The 20,624-nt window shown below is 56.0% G+C and carries 17 protein-coding genes and 1 pseudogene; 11 read left to right on the top strand and 7 right to left on the bottom strand.

Annotated elements, in window-relative coordinates; genetic code table 11:
- Positions 1-173 precede the first annotated feature (173 nt).
- Positions 174-998, top strand: coding sequence for a sulfurtransferase (locus OSC10802_RS0103750; RefSeq protein WP_017715449.1), 825 nt, complete (start codon positions 174-176; stop codon positions 996-998).
- Positions 999-1,252: 254 nt separating this feature from the next.
- Positions 1,253-1,459, top strand: coding sequence for an acetyltransferase (locus OSC10802_RS0103745; RefSeq protein ID WP_232731614.1), 207 nt, complete (start codon positions 1,253-1,255; stop codon positions 1,457-1,459).
- A gap of 181 nt (positions 1,460-1,640) precedes the next feature.
- On the opposite strand, the gene OSC10802_RS48745 is transcribed toward OSC10802_RS0103745, so the two are convergent.
- Positions 1,641-1,901: a hypothetical protein gene (locus tag OSC10802_RS48745; protein WP_155967364.1), complete on the bottom strand. Its 261-nt coding sequence runs from the start codon at positions 1,899-1,901 to the stop codon at positions 1,641-1,643.
- A 14-nt stretch (positions 1,902-1,915) separates the two neighbouring features.
- On the opposite strand from OSC10802_RS48745, the gene OSC10802_RS38580 reads away from it, so the two are divergent.
- Entirely contained in the window at positions 1,916-3,535 is a 1,620-nt protein-coding gene (locus OSC10802_RS38580) for a pentapeptide repeat-containing protein (protein WP_017715447.1), read from the top strand.
- Positions 3,536-3,642: 107 nt separating this feature from the next.
- Positions 3,643-3,969: a DUF433 domain-containing protein gene (locus OSC10802_RS54005; RefSeq protein WP_232731613.1), complete on the top strand. Its 327-nt coding sequence runs from the start codon at positions 3,643-3,645 to the stop codon at positions 3,967-3,969.
- 381 nt (positions 3,970-4,350) lie between these two features.
- On the opposite strand, the gene OSC10802_RS0103725 is transcribed toward OSC10802_RS54005, so the two are convergent.
- Positions 4,351-5,922 (bottom strand): MBOAT family O-acyltransferase, encoded by a 1,572-nt coding sequence (locus tag OSC10802_RS0103725; protein WP_017715446.1) that lies wholly within the window; start codon positions 5,920-5,922, stop codon positions 4,351-4,353.
- Positions 5,923-6,074: 152 nt separating this feature from the next.
- Positions 6,075-9,383, bottom strand: coding sequence for a hypothetical protein (locus tag OSC10802_RS0103720; protein ID WP_017715445.1), 3,309 nt, complete (start codon positions 9,381-9,383; stop codon positions 6,075-6,077).
- A gap of 133 nt (positions 9,384-9,516) precedes the next feature.
- Here OSC10802_RS0103720 and OSC10802_RS38570 point away from each other — a divergent pair, with 133 nt between their 5' ends.
- The gene (locus OSC10802_RS38570) at positions 9,517-9,792 is read left to right on the top strand and encodes a hypothetical protein (protein ID WP_044169946.1); all 276 of its coding nucleotides are present in this window, start codon (positions 9,517-9,519) and stop codon (positions 9,790-9,792) included.
- A gap of 345 nt (positions 9,793-10,137) precedes the next feature.
- On the opposite strand, the gene OSC10802_RS38565 is transcribed toward OSC10802_RS38570, so the two are convergent.
- On the bottom strand, positions 10,138-12,381 hold the full coding sequence (locus OSC10802_RS38565) for a GAF domain-containing protein (protein WP_017715443.1): 2,244 nt from the start codon (positions 12,379-12,381) through the stop codon (positions 10,138-10,140).
- A 682-nt stretch (positions 12,382-13,063) separates the two neighbouring features.
- Between OSC10802_RS38565 and crtR the strand changes: the two genes are divergently transcribed.
- Positions 13,064-13,978: a beta-carotene hydroxylase gene (crtR, locus tag OSC10802_RS0103705; protein WP_017715442.1), complete on the top strand. Its 915-nt coding sequence runs from the start codon at positions 13,064-13,066 to the stop codon at positions 13,976-13,978.
- 346 nt (positions 13,979-14,324) lie between these two features.
- Here crtR and OSC10802_RS48740 read toward each other — a convergent pair whose 3' ends face one another.
- Entirely contained in the window at positions 14,325-14,519 is a 195-nt protein-coding gene (locus OSC10802_RS48740) for a hypothetical protein (RefSeq protein WP_155967363.1), read from the bottom strand.
- Between the two features lie 177 nt (positions 14,520-14,696).
- On the opposite strand from OSC10802_RS48740, the pseudogene OSC10802_RS56310 reads away from it, so the two are divergent.
- Both OSC10802_RS56310 and OSC10802_RS54000 read left to right on the top strand, forming a co-directional pair.
- A pseudogene (locus tag OSC10802_RS56310) lies at positions 14,697-14,855 on the top strand (pentapeptide repeat-containing protein); the annotation flags it as partial.
- Positions 14,856-14,888: 33 nt separating this feature from the next.
- A complete protein-coding gene (locus OSC10802_RS54000; RefSeq protein ID WP_017715441.1) occupies positions 14,889-15,125 on the top strand; it encodes a pentapeptide repeat-containing protein in 237 nt (78 codons plus the stop codon).
- A 271-nt stretch (positions 15,126-15,396) separates the two neighbouring features.
- On the opposite strand, the gene aroH is transcribed toward OSC10802_RS54000, so the two are convergent.
- Together aroH and sppA are read right to left on the bottom strand one after the other, a co-directional pair.
- Positions 15,397-15,810: a chorismate mutase gene (aroH, locus tag OSC10802_RS38555; protein ID WP_198525054.1), complete on the bottom strand. Its 414-nt coding sequence runs from the start codon at positions 15,808-15,810 to the stop codon at positions 15,397-15,399.
- Positions 15,811-15,932: 122 nt separating this feature from the next.
- Positions 15,933-16,748, bottom strand: coding sequence for a signal peptide peptidase SppA (gene sppA, locus OSC10802_RS0103690; protein WP_017715439.1), 816 nt, complete (start codon positions 16,746-16,748; stop codon positions 15,933-15,935).
- Between the two features lie 312 nt (positions 16,749-17,060).
- Here sppA and OSC10802_RS0103685 point away from each other — a divergent pair, with 312 nt between their 5' ends.
- The 3 genes from OSC10802_RS0103685 to OSC10802_RS0103675 all read left to right on the top strand — a co-directional run bounded on the left by OSC10802_RS0103685 (position 17,061) and on the right by OSC10802_RS0103675 (position 20,615).
- Entirely contained in the window at positions 17,061-18,158 is a 1,098-nt protein-coding gene (locus tag OSC10802_RS0103685; protein ID WP_017715438.1) for a DMT family transporter, read from the top strand.
- A gap of 255 nt (positions 18,159-18,413) precedes the next feature.
- On the top strand, positions 18,414-19,424 hold the full coding sequence (locus OSC10802_RS38550) for a HEAT repeat domain-containing protein (protein ID WP_232731612.1): 1,011 nt from the start codon (positions 18,414-18,416) through the stop codon (positions 19,422-19,424).
- Positions 19,425-19,697: 273 nt separating this feature from the next.
- Complete coding sequence (locus OSC10802_RS0103675) at positions 19,698-20,615, top strand: S66 peptidase family protein (RefSeq protein WP_017715436.1); 918 nt, start codon at positions 19,698-19,700, stop codon at positions 20,613-20,615.
- Positions 20,616-20,624: the final 9 nt, after the last annotated feature.

Genomic DNA, 20,624 nt, shown 5'->3' with positions numbered 1-20,624 from the left:
TTTTCTCTGAACTAACCTCTGTCCCGTTCCCCAATGGGGGGAGAGCAGCCTTTAGCTCAGTTGCTCACTAGCGTAGCTTACTAGCACGGAAAAGTGGGAAGCGTTAACAAAATTTTACAAAACGGTTGGGTGCCCGGAGGGTAGGATGGCCATGTTGATTTCATCTGCTGCCCATGACTAATACAGATAGCGTCGTTTCCCTCCAGTGGCTGTCCCAACACCTCAATGACCCGCAAGTGGCCATCGTCGATTGCCGCTTTTCCCTGGCCGACCCGCAATTGGGCCAGAACCAATACAGCGACAGTCACATTCCCGGAGCTTTCTATCTGGATTTAGACCGGCATCTTTCCGGTTCGGTCAGCCGGCACGGAGGGCGTCACCCCTGGCCCGATCCGGCTCAGCTGGCGGAGACACTCGCCGGCATCGGGGTGAATTTCCAAGAAACGCTGGTTGTTGCATACGACAATTCGCGGTTGGCCTTCGCCGCGCGGCTGTGGTGGCTGCTGCGCCACCTGGGACACGACCGAGTTGCCGTGCTCGATGGGGGGTTCACCGGCTGGCAAAAGGCTGGGTATCCCGTAACGGCGGAAGTGCCGGTGGCGGAGAGAGGGAACTTTGCGCCCCAACTGCAACCGGAGCGAGTGGTGGATATCGAATATGTGAGAGCCCGCAAAGACTTGGCGGGAGTGGCGCTGGTGGATTCGCGTGAGCCTGACCGCTACCGGGGCGAGCGAGAGCCAATTGACCCCATTGCCGGTCACATTCCCGGAGCGGTAAATTACTTCTGGCAAGAAGTCACCGACGCACAGGGCAATGTGCGACCGGCATCCGAGCAAAAACTGCGGTGGAAAGACTTGGAGGGAGCTGAGGAAATCATGGTCTACTGCGGTTCCGGCGTCACAGCCTGCGTCAACCTGCTGTCCCTAGAAATCGCCGGCATCCCCACCGGCAAACTCTATGCCGGCAGCTGGAGCGACTGGTGCTCCTATATGGTTTAGCTCCCAGAAAAGCGCCGGCAGTTCTAATCTTATCACTTTCGGCAAATCATTCAGCACAAAAGCAAGACGCCCCCTCGCGGGGGCTTGTTTGTTTTGATAGGTCATTCAACGGAATCTGTATCAGTATGTCTGGAGGTAGATGGCGTAAAGCTCACCTCGATTTTCTTTACAATTCCTAACACATGGCCGGGGAAATCTGTGCTACCAGAAAAATAGAGTCGGTTTTTGGTAACAAAGGAGACAGTATGTTTTTAATGCACAAAAAAAATTGCGATTTGTTAGAAGTGATGGCGCTGGAAGATATGTACGATCCGTGCAAGTCTTATATTACCGCACGGTCGCACGCAGGGGAAGAAATGCAAGAGCCGGAAAGCTACCTCAAATCGGAACTGATGTTCCCTTCTGGGGAGGCGCTACCGCGCTGCTGGGTGGATGCGCACTATCAACACGCCTGTGCCTGAAGGGTAGCGGCTCTGCAAGTGGGATAGCGCGGTGAAAAATTGGCGTTACTCTGCCGGTGTTCGCACTCTTCCTTTGGGTAGATTTTTCCGGCCTGAAGGTGGGTACTGTTTTATATATAGCGGTTCGCAGTTGGATGAAGGACGTGCCAGAAACCCGGTTTCGCCGAAGTAACCGGGTTTTTCAGTCCCTCACTAATATGAGAAATGCTATAGCACCGGCAGCTGCATGACTCTTTGGGAGAGGGTTGAGAGAGTGATTGGCTGGATTGCCGGTAGGCGAGTGATGGGCGGTTGCCGGTGCGCCGGCAGAATAAATTCGGACGCTGGAGAAATAAAGCCGGTTAGGGCGGGCAATTGCAGGAGTGATTAGCCGGATTTGGGAATCTGGTTTTCCCCGCTCCCCAAACGTGAGAAGATCAGAGGGAATCAGTGTGACCGGCAAGAGATTAGAAGAAGATGTCTGACTTAGAGCGCGAGGTGGCGTCCCTGGCAACGAGGGTTTTGCAGCTGGAAACCCAGCAAATCGCTTTGAAGAAATCGATTGCGGAGCTGGAATTTCGGCTGGATGTCCTGACGGACAGATTTAATAGCCGGTGGGGAGAGACACCGCCGGCAAATTTTGCGCAGGAGCTGGAAAGTTTGAGAGGGGAGATTGCGAAACTGCAAGAGGGGGTTAATGTCGCAGGAAGTGGGAGCGGTTCGCTGGAGAGTGCCGGCACTTTTAAGGAACCGGCAAGTAAGAACGATGTGGCGTTTGGGAGTGCCGGTGATGAGGAGAGCGTGAGGCTGGGTATCGAGCGCCTGGAGGAGCAAATCCGCCAACAATCGGTGAAACCGGCTCAGGATGCAGGGAGTGCCGGTGGTGGGGATGTTGAGGGAGATGCGGAGGAGGTTGTTGAGGAAAGTCAGGAGCCGGCGGTTAGTGCGGAGGAGTTTTTCAGCCGGTATGAGAAGGGAGAGCGGGACTTTAGTGGGATTAACCTGGCGGGATTGAATCTGAGAGGGAAATCCTTGGGCCAGCTCAACCTGAGCGGTGCAAATCTCAGGGGCGCTGAACTCTGTAAGGCAGGGTTGAACAGCACAAACCTGAGTGAGGCAAACCTAAGCCATGCAGACTTGCGTCAAGCAAGACTGCTTCAGGCCAAGCTAGGAAAGGCCAAACTCAGAAAGGCAAATCTAATCGGAGCCAATCTGCCATCGGCAGACTTGAGTGAGGCAAACCTCAATGGAGCCAACGTGACTGGGGGATGCTTGAGGAAAGCAAAGCTGAGCGGGGCAGACTTGAGTAATGCCAATCTGAGTAATGCCAGCTTGCTGGAGGCAAATCTGGAAGGGGCAAACCTTGAGGGAGCCAACTTCCAACAATCGATTTACAGCGCAGAGACTGTATTCCCTGAGGATTTTGACCCGGTTCAAGCCGGTGCCTCTTGGATTGGCCCTTGCGCTTCACTGGAAAATGCAAACCTAGCCGGTGCTGACCTGCGTCAAGTAAACCTGACTGGGGCCAACCTGCAAGGGGCAAACCTGAGTGGGACGATCCTGTACAGAGCGGACTTGATTGAAGCCAACCTGAGTGGGGCAAACCTAACCAGTGCCCAATTGCAGGAGGCAAGACTTATTCAGGCGAATCTGAGTCAAGCCAACTTAAGGGAAGCCAAGCTGAATTTTGCGAACCTAACTGCGGCAAACCTGAGTAGTGCCAACTTATTCCAGACAAACCTAGGAAAAGCTAACCTAACAGGGGCAGACCTGAGTGAAGCGAAGCTGAGTAAAGCCAACTTTGAGGAAGCAAACCTAAGTGGCGCTAACCTGACTGGGATAAGTTGGCTGACGGTAAACCTTTGTGGAGCAAACCTGAGTGGGCAAAACATGAGCGGGGTCAATTTCTGCGGAGTCAACCTCATCAGAACCAACTTCAGTGGGGCTAACCTCAGTTCCGCAGACCTTCGTGGCGTAAATCTGGAAGGTGCAAACTTGGAAAAAGCTAACCTGAAGGGAGCAAACCTGGCAGGAGCAAACCTGAAGGATGCAAAGCTCACCGGCGCAATCATGCCGGATGGCACGACGCACGAGTAAATCGAAAGCAAACACCGGCTTTCTTACTTTACCTTCTTTGCCCTTCATTTCAACAGTAAGGGCAGTGCCCCCGCGCCTGCCCTTATATAGCAATAGACAGCTCAGTAATGGACAAGGCATCTCACTTGCTAGTAGGGATAGGGACAGGCGAGACGCCTGTCCTACGTCCTAACCTAAGTGTCTATTGCTATAATAGAAAACGAATCACCGAGAACCAGAATGCGATGACCCTTTCTATTGCAGCCGGCCCAATTCCCCTAGCAGTGAGTCCTGATGGCGCAGTGCGAGCCGGCGGAACGCGAGTGACTCTCGATACAGTTGTATTTGCTTTCAATCAAGGCGCAACCGCTGAGGAAATTGCCTATCAATACCCCGCCTTGAATCTCGCTGATGGCTGTGATTGGTTTCTACTTGCGGCACCGGCACGAGGTTGAAGCGTATTTGCAGCACCGGCAACAGCGTGCGGAGGAAATCCGCAAGCAAAATGAAGCCCGGTGTGACCCAGAAGGAGTGCGTGACCGTCTCCTGGCTCGCCGTAGGATACATAGCAGCAGTCATATTGGTTAGGACGTAGGACAGGCGTCTCGCCTGTCCCAGAGACTTTGAGGGCAGGCGAGACGCCTGCCCTACGTCTATACGTCGTATCGAGCGTGTCCTAATCTAACTGGCTACTGCTATAATATCAATTTTGGATTTTGGATTTGGGATTTTGGATTGGAAAATATTTCAGATGCCAGAAACCCGGTTTCTTTAAGAAACCGGGTTTCTTAGCCCCGCGACTTGCGCAATATACCTGTAAACTCGCCAATTGAGAGCTAAAAATCAAAGTAAATAAACGGCGGCGTACCCTCAGGAGCGAGCAGCCAAACCGCGAAAAAGCACACCGGCACGAGCAAAATCTTCAGAGGGGAATTCAGCTCCAACTTCAAACCGCGATGCAGCACAAAAGACACCGCCATCGCCGCAACTATTGCCTCCAGCAGCAACGCCATCTGGAATCGCTGCAAACCAAATCCCTCCACATACACCTTTTGAGCGAACTGCGGATCGGCTGCGTGCCCCCACAAGTGCAAAAGCGCCCAACCAGAATCTTTCAAATTAGGAAGTCGGAAGCAAATCCAAGAAGTAAACACCATCCCCTGAGTCAGCGCCCACGCCATCACCACACCGGGAATGCTTTCCCACCAGATTTTGAGGGCGCTGACGCGAGTGGAGAGCGCTTCTGTGAGCCGGTGAGCCACCAAAGCGGCACCGTGCAGCAATCCCCAAACAATAAATCCCCAAGCCGCACCGTGCCAAATCCCCGCCACGAGCATTACGATGAGCAAATTCACGCAAGTTCGCTTCAACCCCTGGCGAGATCCGCCGAGAGGAAAATACAAATAATTGCGCAGCCAATCCCCCAAAGTCATGTGCCACCTGCGCCAAAAATCAGCAATGCTTGTGCTAAAATAGGGGAAGTCAAAATTTTCCGGCAGGTTCAGTCCCAGCAGCATCGCACAGCCCCGGGCAATATCGACATAGCCGCTGAAATCTAAATACAGCTGCAAGCCATACGCGACAGTGGCCAGCCAAATATCCTGGCTGCCGGCTCGCTGCAAACTCTCAAAGCTGACACTGACAAACCGGCCCAAATTATCCGCCAGCAACCCCTTTTTCACCGCCCCGCTGGCAATCAGCCAAAGTCCCTCGGTCAGCTGATCGGGAGTGGGAAATTGCAATCCTTCCAGCTGTGTGGTAAAATATTGGTAGCGGGTAATCGGCCCGGAAATTAGCTTGGGAAAGAAGAATTTGTAGGCGGCAAAGGTGATAAAGTCTTTGCTTGCCGGTGCGCCCCGATAAACGTCTATTAAGTAGGCGACACACTCAAATGAGAAAAAGCTCAGGCCCAAGGGAGCCAGGACATTTTCTTTGAACCAGCTGGCGCTTTCTTGCGCCGGCGGCAAGTTCAGCAGCTGCCCGACTGTGGACAGCAGGAAGGGCACATACTTAAACCCCAGCAGCAGCGCCACATTCAGGAAAATCCCCAGGCACAAAACAGCCAGACGCCGGCGATTCCAGTGCTGCTCAGCCACCAGCAAGTCGCCCTCGGAGAGGCGCTTGTTTCTCGCCGGTTTCCGCAGGGGCGGTCTTCTCACTCTAATTCTCTCTTCTTGTGAGGTAGATGAGGGAGAAGCCGGGCCGAGAATTGCCAGCTCCCGTCCCAAGCGGAAGTTAATTAAAATGCTGACCAGCAGCAGCGGGATGTACTGAATTTGCAGGGAAGCGTAGAAAGCCAAACTGGCGCACAGAATCAGCCACAAGCGCCATTGCTGTTGCTGAACTGACCAGTAAACGCCGAGGACGCTCAGAAAGAAAAGTGCGTAGGGAAGCGATAGAAATTCCATGCTAGTGAGTCACTGGGCACTGGTAACAGGACATTCCCTCGTTTGAGAGCGAGGAATAAAGAGTGCGAAGCACTCCAGGGAGGCGTTCCCAGGCTGCAGGGGCGGGCCACCGGCACTCCTAGCGCCCCCGGAAGGAGGGTAAAAACCAGTTCCTACTCCCGTCGCTCCACTCCTCCGTCAGCAGAAGGCCAGGGAATTATCGGGTCTTGCCCCAGTCGTTTGGAAACTTCGTAACCGCCGTAGCGATTCAGGTGGCTGGGGTCAGAAAAGAACTCATTCTGAGCCGGCCACAGCTCTGACAGGTCGCGGAAAATAAATTTCTGTTCCATTGACAGGCGCACCATGTGTTCGCGGAATTCCTGTTCGTACTGCTGGCGTGCGGCATCCAAGTAGTCTGCAGTCAGCGGCACATTGACAAAGACAAGGGGAATCTGGCGCTCGCTGAGAAACTGCAGGACAGTTTTAAAAGCAGCGGTTTGCCGGCCTGCCACTTGGAACGACTCGTAGTCAGCGTCAAAACTGCCAGAGACTCTGGGATGTTTTTTATAATAAGTGGTGGGATTGAAGCGCACCGGCAGCGGCAGGAACCCGTTGCTGTCCACCGAAACAGCAACCTGATTCCCCGCCGGGGTTTCGGCGTCTGAGGCTTCTTTTTGTGGGGAAGCGGGCTCGTCGGGTGAGGGAGCTAGAGAGAGAGACTTGGATGTCAGCGTCTGAGCCAGCTGCTGCTGCAGCAGGGCTTTCAGCAGGTCGCGCCGGGGATAGGTCGCAGAAAAGCCGGCCAGTTTTTCATTGAGCCACTCGCCGATTTCTTGATAGCTGCTCCGCCAAAATGTCTCAGCCACCGGCTTGCCGGCGGACGCGCTTTCTGCAGACTCCCCGGAATCAGAAGATTTCACCCCTTGAGGAGTGACGACGGGGCGCTTTCCTTTCGCCAGCTTTTTGTAGCCTTCAGAAAGGGCGATGCCATTGTAAGTGACATCGACCCGACCGCTGTTGAGAGCTCGCGCTCCGTCCGCCCACAAGACCAGTTTCGGCAGCTGATCCGGCAGGAGGATTTCTCTGAGCAGCAAATCTACCACTTGCGCCGTAGCGCCGTTTATCCCGAAGTTAAATATCTTCAGCCCCCGATACCCCTGCTCGTTCAGGGTTTTTTGCAGCGTCAGCGGATCGACTCCCCGCAAGGCGCGGGAGCTGCCCACAATCATGATATCTGGCTTCCCCACTTCTTCGAGGTACTTCTGATAGATAGCCACCTGCCCGTCGAGCTGCCGGCTGTTGAAGCTGGGGTAGTCGGAGGATTCCGGAACGCAGCGCTCTGGGTCGATATCGCCGCCTGTGGTCGGGCAGTTGCCGGCAATTGTGACCTCGCTCTCGCCCTGCTCGGTAAAGCCAGAGGCATTAAACACAGACCGGTCGTCGGTTTTGGATTTTGACAGTTCGATTTGGGGCAGGGGCACGGACACGGTTGGTGCCGGCATGTCGGTGTTGACATTTCCCGGTTTTTGTGCTATCGCTTCTGGGGAAACCTGATTGAACCGGGAGCGCAGCAGTGCGCCGATCGCCCAGTCGGTTTGCAGGGTGAGGAGCAATCCCAGGGTGCCCCAAACTAAAGCAACCCAAGCGCCTTGGGGAGTGACTTGACGGGCTAGGGGGTTGCTTGGAACAAACACTTGCGAGCGAACCAGGACAAGCTGAACCGCCTCAACGAGTTTCTCCGGGAGCGTGGGGCTCTCACCGGCATCGCTCTCTTCCGGTTTGAGGTCTGGGCGGAAAACCAGCTCGCCCGGTTCAGACAGCAAATTGCCAGAACCCGTGACTGGAGCGGCGAGCTCTTTTGGTGGCTCAGCTTTTACTTTATTGGGGCGGGCGACAAAATCCGCGCCGTAGCGCCAGAGGGGCAGCTTGGCACCGGCACGGCGTCCGTAGACGCGCAGCCCAGTAATTCCGGGAAGCTGCAGCTGGCGCAGGAACCGGGCCACCGGCGGGCCCACGCGACTTTGCTGGGGGCAGACTGAGGCGTCGGCGATCACGTGCAGCAAGTCGCCTTTTTGCAGGACTTGAACCTGAATGCCGCCGGTCGCCAGTTTGGCATTTAAATTTGAATGGATCACCCGGTCGAGCAAAAAGGTGAGAGCGGCTATATCTCCGCGCTTGGCCAGTTCCAGGGCTGTTTCTGCTTTGGCGGGGTCTTTGGCTGCGGGCAAATCCAGCCAGTGTATCCAAACCGGCGACTCTTCTTGAGCCAGAAGGGTTTCAGCGGAAATGAACAGCTGGCTGTCTGAGTGACGCTCAGAAGCTCTGACGCCGTAAATGGTGGTGGCGTGGATGCCTTGAGGGGAGATGCTTTGCAGCACCGGCAGCACCGCCGCCACGACAGGGTGCTTGTCTGGCGCTCCTGCGCTAGGGGAGGGCGAGCGGTCGCCCGCCGAGCACAGCAGGTGTAGCGTTGATTCCTGCAGCGCCGCTCTCACGGCCACTTTCTGGGAGGCTAGAGCGCGATTGAGCAGGGCTGCGATAGCCTGGACGTCACCCCAGCGAGCCCACGCTCTCAGGAGTTCCTCAGCAGGAGTCAGGTTGACGCGCACCACCCACTCAGGTTTCGCCTCACCGCTGACTCGCCCGACGATCGACGCCGACTTGAACTCTTTGAGAAATTCCCCGACCGGCGTGTCTAGCAGGGCTCGCAACCGCCTGACAATCGGTTCTTCTAGCAAGGACGGTTCCGGACTGTAGGCGGACTCGCACACCACCCACAGGCGCTTGCGCGACTGTGGCGCTGGCTGTGCGAGGTGTGCGAGGGAGCTTTGTGCTGAGTCCGGCTTCGCGGTGGGGGCCGGCTCAAACTCTTTGATGCTGCACCGCACCGCAATCCCCAATGGAGTCAGGCTTTCGCTGAGATGGCGGGCGATAGCGTCTGCTTGCGCTTCGGGGGTTTGAGGCCGGCTGGCCCGCTTCCGGCCCTTTCCTTGGCCAGAGCGAGGTGGCTCCGGGGTGCCGGTGGCTGCCGGTGGCTGCAGTTGGTGGGGTTCGGAAGTGTCAGGTCCGTGCAGTGCCGGCGCGGAGCTTGGGGCTGGGATCGCTAGTGCCGGAGCCGGCGTTGAAATCTCTGCCGGCGCAGGAGGCGGGTCTTGATCGAGATATCGGTCTAGCTGGTGGGGGTCGAGCCGCACCGTCCAGTCCGGGCGATTGTGGCCAAACTCCCGACCGGAAAGAAATATCTGGTATATCCGGGGCTGGTCCGGCTGGCGGAGGGTTTCCAGCGGGGTGGCCGCCAGTGCCCGGGCGAACCCCCGCACGGCGAACGACACATCCGGACAGGGGGTGCCCTCACACAGGAGGTACAAGTTATTCCCGCGCAGCCGGACTTGCACCCGCACTTCTGGCAGTCCTAAAGCCCTTGACGCCCACTCGTTTAGGGTGGGCTGGCTTGCCCCGACACGCTCATCCACTTTCAACATTAGCGTCGCAGTACCTGCTAGTCGTTTCTATCCTTAGGAATAGCGCACCTGCCCTGTCTTTTGGCATAGTTGTTGGTGAGAGGGGCGCTTGCGCCTTTGAAATTCCCACCCTTGCGTTGCATGGAAGTTACAGATGCTATTCCCTAGCCAAACCGTATCAGAAACTAATGCATTTGACACCCCTTCAAACAGGCAAAGCCCGCCGGCTAGCCCCGCCTTCCCCTCGGACATGCTGTTGAGCTTGGCGGCGGTGCCTGCAGTCCTCGGCTTGTGGGGGGGGAAAGCCCTCACCGCCTTGATGCGGGACATCGGTGAGGCGTCCGAGGAAGTGTTTCGGGGTCAGCGCCTCCCTGTCCTGAATTTTCCCACAGCCCCTGCTGCCGGCGAGCCCACATCCGATCCGGACTGATACGCCACAGCGGGGGGAGAGGCGGGAGTGGGGAGCGTCTGCCGCACCGGCATTTTACAGGTTTTATATTATAGCACAGCGGCTGCCGGTTTTCACACTCTCCGCTTTCCGTTAAATTTATTTGCTAAAAACGCCACCGGGCTATCCGGCAGACCTGCTGTGCCCCTCTCAGCAAGAGCCTATGTATAAAAGGATAAGCAGCAGCCAGGCGTTGTGGGACCCAGCGTTTAACCGCCCTGGATTTTTAAAAAGTAATCTAACGTATGTTATCTACTCGCAGGGGGAGTTTTGCAGCAGGAAACCGGACAAAAGAGTCGCCACCCCCCCTGTCCCTGGATTCTGCCTTCAGCAGGAAGCGACGGCTGCCGGTGCTGGGACGGCAGAGCTTGGCGCAACCGCAGGGGCACAGTGGCGGAAGTTTGGCCGCAGGGGGATTTCAATGCAGAATTCCGTCCCCTGTCCCGGTTGGGAGTGACAGGTGAGGCACCCACCGTGCTTGTCGGCCACAATCTGATAGCTGATCGAGAGTCCGAGTCCCGTACCCTTTCCCACCGGCTTGGTGGTGAAAAACGGATTGAACAGTCGGGCTTTGACAGATTCTGACATTCCTGGGCCGTTATCACTAATCCGCACCGTTACGCTATTGGGATGCTTTACTTCTGTGCGAATGCGAATGGTGGGGATGGGGCTGGCGGCGTGGGTCACGGGTGATTTTTTGTTTTTATGGCGCTCTAAGCCCGATGCCCCATTCGCTTCTTCCAGCGCGTCAATGGCATTGCTGATAATATTCATAAATACCTGATTGATCTGTCCGGCGTAGCACTCCACCGGCGGCAGATTGCCGTATTCCTTAACGATGGCAATGCCGGGACGGCTGCCGTTAGGCTTGAGCCGGTTTTGCAGGATCAGCAGCGTGCTGTCAATTCCCTCGTGCAAATTGACCGGCTTCATTTCTGCTTGGTCAACGCGCGAGAAATTCCGCAGGGAAAGCACAATTTCGCGAATTCGCTCAGCCCCTATTTTCATCGACGACAGGAGTTTGGGCAAATCCTCACTGAGAAAATCCAGGTCAATGATTTCGCAGTGAGCCTCGATTTCCGGGACGGGGTGGGGGTAGTGTTTTTCGTAGAGGCGCACCAGGTCGAGCAATTCTCGGATGTAGTTGTCAGCGTAGTTGAGATTGCCGTAAATAAAGTTAACAGGGTTGTTAATTTCGTGCGCCACACCGGCAACCAGCTCCCCAAGGGCGGACATCTTTTCCGTCTGAATTAATTGCATCTGGCTTTGCTTGAGATCGTGCAGGAGCTGGGTGAGCTGCACAGCTTGAGCGGTGGCTTTGGCAGCGGCAGCCTTGGCGCGGGAGTAGAGCTTGGCCTGCTGAATGGAAATGGCCAGCTGGTCAGCAACGGATTGGGCTAACTTCTGGTCGTTTTTAGACCAGTAGCGAGTGTAAAAGCACTGGTTGATATACAGAATCGCCTGCAGTTCATCGCCGGCACAGACCGGCACGACGAGGGACGATTTGATGCTAGCCTTCAGGTATTCCGGGTTATTCGGGCCAATGCGGGGGTCTTTGGTGACGTCGGAGATCACAACCATTTGCCGGTGCTCAACCACCCACTGGGTAATCGGTCCGTGAGTGTCAAAATCATCGATGGAAGGAGAGCAGGTGTCCCGGCAAACCTCAAGCAGGTGCCGGCGTCGGAAGGCCATCTGGCAGGCTGCAGCCTCCAAGCCATCTTCCCAGAGCGGTTGGGCGTGCGAGCACGAATCCCCATCTTCGACTAAATGAACGAGGCACCGCTCTGCCTTGAGGGCTTCCACCAGCCCGGCGATTGCCGAGTTGAGAATGGTTTCCAGATTCAAACTCTGGCGGGTTTGGGCGGTGATTTGGTTGATCAGTCGCTCTCGCTGGGCTTGTTTTTCGGTTTGCTCGTAAAGTTGGGCTTGGCGAATGGCAATTTCTAGCTGTTGGGCGATGGACTGGAGGAATTCTATTTCGCCCGCTGTCCACTGCCGGGGCCGGTCGCAGAGGCAGGCAATAAAGCCGGTCCAGCCGCCTTGATTTTTTACCGGCACTAGCAGGTTTGCGAGCGCGCCGAGCAGGTGCGGCGGCGTCTGGCACTGGCTTCTCGGTGAGGGCTGGGGTGCAGTAAGCGGGCGCACCGGCAGTCGGGACATCAGTCTGGCAATGGCACCCACGCCCTGTGGGTTGGAGTGGGGGCCATAGTTGACGATTAAAGCACCCTCAGCGATAGCGGTTGCGGCGGAGCCAAAGTTTTCCAGGGGGTAGTACCCTAACTGGGAGGGTTTTTGATTGCCACAAGTCCGCTCGCAGACCACTTGCACTCGCTGGGAATCGTTGAAGTACCACAGAAAACAGCAGCGATCCACCTTCAGCAGGGTGGCCACTTCATCCACTGCCGTCTGCAACACCACTTTCATCTCCAGCGAGTTGCGGATGCGGTCAATAATTTTTCGTAACAGGGCGCTTTGCTTGTCAGGAACTCGAATCTGACTGAGTTGCACTTCATTGGGGAAGGCAAAAGCCGAGGATAGCCTGTGGAACAAAGATTGAGCGCTCACCATAACATTACATTACTTAATAACACGATTCCCAATTCCTACTCTGACTGGCCAGACCCCACAGTTATTGGCTGCGCGCTTCCAGCACGCTACAGTTCGGTTTGAAATTTAGTTGGATATTTCACCAGCCACAATGGCGATCGATATAAATCTTGACAAGATTTAATCGAACTTAACTCTTTTAAAATCCAACGTTCTAAGCAAAGAGGCATCTGATTCGGTTGTGCGCGAATTCAAGTCAAACCTACTCTTGAAGTCATACAAGATTTAGGATCTAAAAAATGTTCACGGCGAACAGTGGATCGTGAGCGGATTGCAAGGGTGGGATGAAATTATATAGCAGAGGTGGTGAACCGGCGTTCTTGAGGTAAACCCACAGGGGAGCATCCCGGTGGTGGGAGCGTAGCCCATATCAATGCGACAGTGATTGCAGCCGGGGGTGGGAGGAGAAGATTTTTGGCCAGCGAATCAAAGGAAACGGGATTGAAACAGCCTGCTGACTCATCCCTCCTCCGCTGACCCACCTGTCTCCTGGCACCGGCAGGGTGTCGGTGGGAACCGCAGCGGGACGTTTACGGTTGTTTACAGAGTCGCGAGAGGCCTGCGAAGTCCGCAACAAAACTTTATTATTGCGCCTTTGTATCGTATACTGCGCGAGAGTCAACCACAAGGAGTAGAGACTAAAATGTCGGAGTCCCGGCAGCCTCTGACAGTTCCCAAAGAATTCCTCGGGCCTCCCGCCGACTGGAATCCCACGCTACTGATGTTTCTAGCGGCAGTCGCCCTTACGCTGAGCTCCCACCTCGGCTTCTGGTTTGGGAACTGGCCACACTGGTGCTGCTTTTGTATCAATACGATCGCCCTGCACATGGCGGGGACGGTGATCCACGACGCCTGCCACAACGCGGCCCACCCCAACCGGGTGGCCAATGCCCTGTTGGGACACGGCAGCGCCCTGATGCTGGGCTTTGCCTTTCCCGTGTTTACCCGCGTTCACCTGCAGCATCACGCCCACGTCAACGATCCGGAAAACGACCCGGATCACTTCGTTTCCACCGGCGGACCCCTGTGGCTGATTGCGCCTAGGTTTTTTTACCACGAGGTATTCTTCTTCCAGCGGCGTCTGTGGCGCAAGTGGGAGTTGCTGGAATGGTTTTTGAGCCGGCTGTTCCTGGTGGCGGTGATCTATCTCGCCTGCCAGCACGACCATTTGGACTATCTTCTCACTTATTGGGGATTGCCCTCATTAGTCGTCGGGCTAGCGCTGGGACTGTTTTTTGACTATCTCCCCCACCGGCCCTTCCAAGAGCGAGATCGCTGGACCAATGCCAGAGTTTACCCCAGCCCAATTCTCAATATCCTGATTGGGGGACAAAATTACCATTTAATCCACCATTTATGGCCGTCTATTCCCTGGTATAACTACCAGGCAGCCTACTGGGCGACCAAACCCTTGCTAGACGCAAAAGGCAGCCCCCAAACCCTAGGGCTGCTGGAAAAAGAAAGTTTTTGGAGTTTTGTTTATGACGTTTTTATAGGAATTCGCTTCCACCACAACTCCCACCACAACGTGCCGGCGCACAAGCAGCTACGCCCTTAAATTACCGGATGAACCCCACCGCCCAACCCCCTTCCCCGCTTGCGGGGAGGGGGAGAAAGATTCCTCGTTTCCTCGTTCCCAGGATCTGCCTGGAAACGCTTATTTGGAGGCTCCGCCTCCTTCTCCCGAAGCTATAGCAATTCCTCGTTCCCAGCCTCAGGCTGGGAACGCCTATTTGGAGGCTCCGCCTCCTTCTCCCGAAGCTAATTAAGAAAAAGATATTGTAGCGTTCCCCTTGGGAACGCACCCTACTGCTGCCGGCAGCGTTCCAGATAGATTTGAGCCGGCTTGTCCTCCGGATTGAGGCGCAGGCAATCTTGAAACAGCTGTGCGGTTCCCCAAGCCTCTATAGGGACAATCTTGTCAGGTGGATTTCCATATTCTCAACGCTGGTACTTTCGCCTCTCAACGCCCGCACAATAGGCTGTTGCTCGACTGGGTATATCTGAGAGGTGCCGGCAATATAGAGTTGATAAATCTCTGTCAATTGCTCAATTTGAGCATCAGCTACTACTCCTTTGCCAAGGATAGCAGTATGCACTTAGGTTAGAACATTAGACCTTGAGGGCAGCCAGACGCTGGCCTACGTCGATATCCCAGTAGTAATATGGGTTAGGACAATAGGAGCTGGAGTGCGGGGGTGCAAAAGAAGCCGAAATGTACGAACCTAAGTGGCTACTGCTATAACTGCTGTGCGGCGCGATTCGTGTAGTGGGGTTTGCCGTCAAGGTTTGTCGCTAGGTTCACAGGGCGCTTCCCAGACTTCCCCCTCTTTTTAGCACAGACAAGTTTAGGACAAGCTAACCTAACAGGGGCAGACCTGAGTAAAGCGAAGCTGAGTAAAGCCAACCTTCAGGGAGCAAACCTAAGCGGCGCAAACCTAACAGGCATAAATTGGGTTGGGGTTTACTTGAAAGAAGCAAACCTGAGTGGGCAAAATTTGAGCGGGTTCAATTTCTGCGGAGTCAATCTCATCAGAACCAACTTCAGTGGGGCCAACCTGACTTCAGCCGATTTCCGTGGTGCAGACTTAACCGTAGCCAATTTGGGAAAAGGGAATTTTAAGGGTGCAAACCTGGCTGGAGCTAACCTGAAGGATGCAAATATCACCGGCGCAATCATGCCGGATGGCACGACATACGAGTAAATCGAAAGCAAACGCCCGCTTTCTTATTTTACCTCCTTTGCCCTTCATTTCAACAGTACGGGCAGTGCCCCGCGCCTGCCCTTATATAGGAATAGACAGTTCAGGAATGGACAAGGCATCTCACTTGCTAGTAGGGATAGGCGGAACCGGCACTACTGCTCAGTCTATTATTAAAGCATAAAACCTGTGGGGGTTGAGGATTTCATAACGTTTCTTAACCTAAACCCCCGCAAACAAAGTTAGCCAGCCAGGAATAGCCCCCAAGCGGCAATCAGTGATGGGACTGAACGACCGGCGGCGCGGGAGGAGCCGGTGTGAAACCCCAGTCGGGCCGGAGATTTTTCGCTCCCCGCAGATAGGGGTGGTGAAACTTGGGGTGGGGCGCGGGAACATTGACGTGAATTAAAAATCGGATGCAGCGCTCTAGACTCCCCTCGACGTGCATTTGCTGAACGTCCAGCAGGGGCACGTTGTTCCAGCCCGGTCGCGACCGGGCGATCGCCGCAGGAAAGATAGCATCCAAATCGCGGGTGGCGGAAAAAGTGACGCTGATGATTTCCTCCGGATCGATATGATTCCAAGCCTCCAGTTCGTCCAGGAGTTCCGTGACCGCTTCTCGAATCGCCCCCACCGTATTTGCCTCGGCGGTTGTTGCGCCGCGAATCGCCCTAACTTTCCAGTCCACGCCAATTTCCTCCCTTGTTTCCATAGCGGTCAGCACGCCCGCTCAAGCTGAAAGCTTGTGCGATTTATTGCTCTGACAACCATCTTAAGCTGACGGCTGACAGCTGAGTGCTAAATAGAAAATTAAGGCCGGTACATCCACAAGGGCTGGCCACTTGTAGACAGTTCAAACTCTATCCAGTCGGTGCCGGCACTGAGGGAGGATGTGATTTGGCTCCCCCCCATCAACCGGCTCAGCAGGGGTTTGCGCTCCTCGATAGTAAAAACTGGCGTTTTTTCCGGGTCGAGTCCCGCGAGTTCCGCCGCCCACCGGCGGGCGTCCTCTTCTGTTCCCAGCCGGTCAACCACCCCCAGCTCCAGGGCTTGCTGGCCAGTAAAAATCCGGCCATCGGCAAAACTCCTCACCGTTTCCACCGCCAGGTTGCGCGCTTCCGCCACGGTTTGCACGAACTGCTGGTAGCTGGTATCAATCATTTGCTGCAGGATGTCCTTTTCCTGGTCTGTCAGCTCCCGGTCAAAGGCCAAAATGTCTTTGTACGGGCCAGATTTAATCACCTTGAAAGATATCCCGAGTTTTTCCAGCAGGCGCTCGATATTATTGCCCCGCAGAATCACGCCAATGCTGCCGGTAATCGTGCCCGGGTTGGCCATGATGTGTTCGGCTCCCATGCCGATATACACGCCCCCAGACGCCGAGATATTCCCGAAGCTGGCCACGATTTTGGTTTTTTCTCGCAGGCGCTTTAAGGCGCTGTAGATTTCCTGAGAATCGCCAACTGTACCGCCGGGGCTGTCAATCCGCAGCAGCAAGGCGGGAAAGCGTTTCTCTTCTATTGTTTTGAGGGCTTCTAGCACCCGCTTGCGGGTGCTGCCGGCAATCGCGCCGGTGATTTCAATCCGCGCAATTTGTTTGCGAAACTTGTTAAATGGCCAAATCATGGGCGGTCAAATCTGGGCTGTAGCCTCGGCTGTCTGTAGTTTGAGATTTTCAATCGTTGAGCTTGTCGGGTGCGTTCCCTCGCAGTGCGGCACCCCACTTCTGTTGCGCTCACTTCTATCTTAAGCCGGCGGCATCCGGCAGCAGTAGTGCCGGTTCCGCGATCGCGGAACCGGCACCACTTAACTTCTTAACAAAAGTACACAATTTGATGTAATGATAGAGCATAGTTCACCGCTCACAGCAGTTCTGGCCGCAGAGCGATGGCCTAAACACGCCCAGACCCGGGCTTAGTTCCGCAACAGCTAAAACCCATGCAGCAGCTGAAACTGACTGAATCGAAACACCCTCTCACTTGGGCCCTACTGATCGCGCCGTTTTTCCTTTGGGGGACAGCAATGGTGGCCATGAAGGGCGTTATCCCGCACACGACGCCGCTGTTCATGGCGGGGGTGCGCTTGGTGCCCGCCGGCATCCTGGTGGCGATCGCCGCAGCGCTGCAAGGCAGACCCCAACCCAAAGGCTGGGCGGCGTGGCTGTGGGTGGCCCTGTTCGCCCTCGTCGATGGGGCGATGTTTCAAGGCTTCTTGGCAGAAGGATTAGTCAGGACCGGCGCGGGTTTGGGCTCAGTGATGATCGACTCCCAACCCCTGGCAGTCGCCATTTTGTCGCGGTTGCTGTTTGGGGAGCACATTGGCCTGTGGGGCTGGCTGGGTCTGGCTGCCGGCGTCTCCGGCATCAGCCTGATTGGCTTGCCAGACGAGTGGATCTTCGGGCTGCTGGGCGGAAACCCAGTGCCGGTGCGAGCCGGCTTGGAGCTGCTGTTCCAGAACGGACAGTGGCTGATGCTGCTGGCGGCGCTGTCAATGGCAGTGGGAACCGTTACAATTCGGGCCGTGTGCCGGCACGCTGACCCTGTGGCCGCCACCGGCTGGCACATGATATTAGGCGGGCTGCCCCTGTTCGCCCTCTCCGCTGCCACAGAAAGCCAGCAGTGGGTTAACATCGACCTGTCGGGGTGGGCGGCGCTGGCGTACTCCACCCTCTTTGGCAGTGCCATTGCCTATGGCTTATTCTTCTACTTCGCCTCACTCGGCAGCCTCACCAGCCTCAGCTCTCTCACCTTCCTCACTCCCGTCTTCGCCCTCCTGTTTGGCAACCTCTTCCTCGCCGAAGTCCTCAGCCCCCTGCAATCCGCCGGCGTCTGCCTCACCTTGGCCAGCATCTACCTGATCAATCAGCGCGACATTATAGCACAAAAACTGAAAATAGGGGGAAAAGTTAGCGATATAAATCCCTCTGCCGAAACAGCAGCCACAGAAAGCCGCCGGCTGCTGTTGCAGCAGTCGCCGGCCAAGCAGGTGAAAGTGCCGGTGGAAGTCCGCCTCAGGGAATCTGAGCCGGAAATATAACATTTTGTTGCAGCGGCGGGAATAATAATTTACCCTTGCGCCGAGCTTCTTAGGCGCACAGCGGATAGGATTAAACTAGCTCCATTCGACCGTAACAGATCTCGCTAGTTCCGTCTCCCACCCCTGCATGAGATTATGGTGCCCCACCGCTCCACTGTGTTGCTCCTTGCCTGCGCTAGCTGTGTTGCTGTTTCCCCCAGCGCCGCCAGAGGATTCACTCACTCAACCCGAGCAGAGGCAGGTTGGAGGACGCCCGTGCCGGTGGCAGCAAACAGCCTAATTGCACAGACGCGAAATTTACCCTTCCCAGAAGCGAGTGGTTTAGCCGGTTTACAAAAAGACCGCACTGCAGCAGCAAAAACCGAGGAGCAACCGCACAGAGCTGCGGATTTGCCCGCTCGGCAAGCCACCCTTCTCGCCCAGACTGAAACCGCCCCAACCCCCAACCCATCTAAGAAGAAATCGGGTTTTCCCATCAAGTGGGTGTTGCTGGGCTTGGGGGCCGTTGCTGTTATTGCAGTTGCCGGCGGGCTGTTCTACTTGCTAATCCGTTCTGGCCACAGCGACGAGGATTTAGAGCCAGAAAGCCTCTCCGAGGAAGCCTCTCCAGACGAGTCTGAAAATGCCAGCCCCCAAGAGACAGATGGCAATTCAGCCACGCGAGAGCAGTACGCTGAGAGCAACGGCTCCCGGGAACCGGCTTTCAGCGCACCAGAGCCCAAGAAGGAGGAAAAACCGCCAGCTCCCCCACCGCCGGACGCTTTGGCTGTCAGGGAAACAACTCGTCTCGCCAAGATCGATATTATTGATGAACTGGTCAAAGAGTTGCGCTCCAGAGATCCAGCAACGCGGCGCAAAGCCATCTGGGATCTGGGACAGCGAGGGGATTCGCGGGCGGTGCAGCCTTTGGTGAATTTGATGATTGATTCAGATTCAAAGCAGCGCGGCTTAATTTTGGCGGCGCTGTCAGAAATTGGCACCCGCACCCTGACGCCGCTGAGCCGGGCTTTGGCTGTCTCGCTGCAAGATGACAGCCCTGAGGTGCGCAAAAATGCGATTCGCGACTTGACGCGGATTTACGATTCGCTCGCTCAAATCAGCCAGCTGTTGCGCCATGCGGCTGATGACCCAGATCCGGAAGTCCGGGAAACAGCCCGCTGGGCCTTTGGCCAGCTAGAGCGGATTCGCATCCCGCCCGGTGCGGAAAATCGACCGAATTTGCCCAATTCGGACAAACCGCCCGACAAATCGCCTTGGGAAAGCTAGGGCATTTTTAAATGAACCGCCAAGACTCCATAGACGCGCAAGCGGCTTCCCGCAGGGTAGACGGCTAAGGAAAGAAAAGAGAGAGGGTTCTCACAAATCATTTATAGCTGTTATATTCTGGCAACCGCTTTCCGGACGCTGATAAACGCAGATGCGCTACCCAGTATAGAAACCTGGTTTCTTGACTGTTTCTTGACCGCCGTCTTGGGGACAGGCGGGACGCCTGTCCTACGCCGTTTGGCCGGCTTCTTGACAAATTATCAATTTTATGCTATGAATTCAAAATTTCAGCTCTGCCAGCCACCATCACCCCTGAAACCGGGCGACCTGCTGCGAGTTATTGCTCCGAGCGGCTGTCTGCGAGAATTGGATGCTTTTGAGAAAGGGGTGGGAATTTGGCGAAAGCGCGGCTATCGCGTGGAACTGTCCGCCGGTTTTGACAGCCGGTGGGGCTATTTGGCGGGGACAGACGAGTGCCGGCGCTCGGCGCTGGCGGACGCCTGGAAGGACCCGGAGTGTCGCGGTATCCTCTGCGCTAGGGGCGGTTACGGCGGCGCGAGGCTTCTGGAAAATTGGACTTGGCCACCGGCACCCGCCAAATGGCTGATTGGCTTTTCTGACATCACCAGTCTGCTGTGGAGTCTGAGCAATCTGGGCGTTTCAGGGGTGCACGGGCCACTGCTGACGACCCTGGCGGCTGAGCCGGCTCGGTCGCAGGCGCGGCTGTTCGACTGGGTGGAAGGTCGCCCCCTGCAACCTTTGCAAGGCACCGGCTGGGGGGGCGGAACCGCCAGCGGCTACCTGCTGCCGGCCAATCTGACTGTGGCGACTCACCTGCTCTCAACGCCGGCGCAACCCCCCCTAGAGGGCGCAATTCTGGCCCTCGAAGATGTTTCCGAGGCTCCTTACCGCATTGACCGGATGCTGACCCAGTGGCGGCTGGCGGGTGCGCTCACAGGCGTCCGGGGCATTGCCCTGGGTCGCTTTAGCCAGTGCGAGCCTCCCAAAAATATTCCTAGCTTTACCGTAGGAGAGGTGCTGCGCGACCGTTTGGGCGACTTGGGAATTCCGGTTGTCTCTGACTTGCCTTTCGGACACGATGGGGAGAATGGGGCGCTGCCGGTGGGGGTGCCGGCTGTCCTCGATGGGGATAAGGGCGTCTTAGCCGTGACAGCGCCCCCCGCAGAATAAATGCCCTGG

The sequence above is a fragment of the Kamptonema formosum PCC 10802 genome, assembly GCF_000332335.1.
GTDB lineage: Bacteria > Cyanobacteriota > Cyanobacteriia > Cyanobacteriales > Oscillatoriaceae > Oscillatoria.
This window is presented reverse-complemented; position numbering and strand designations above follow the sequence as displayed.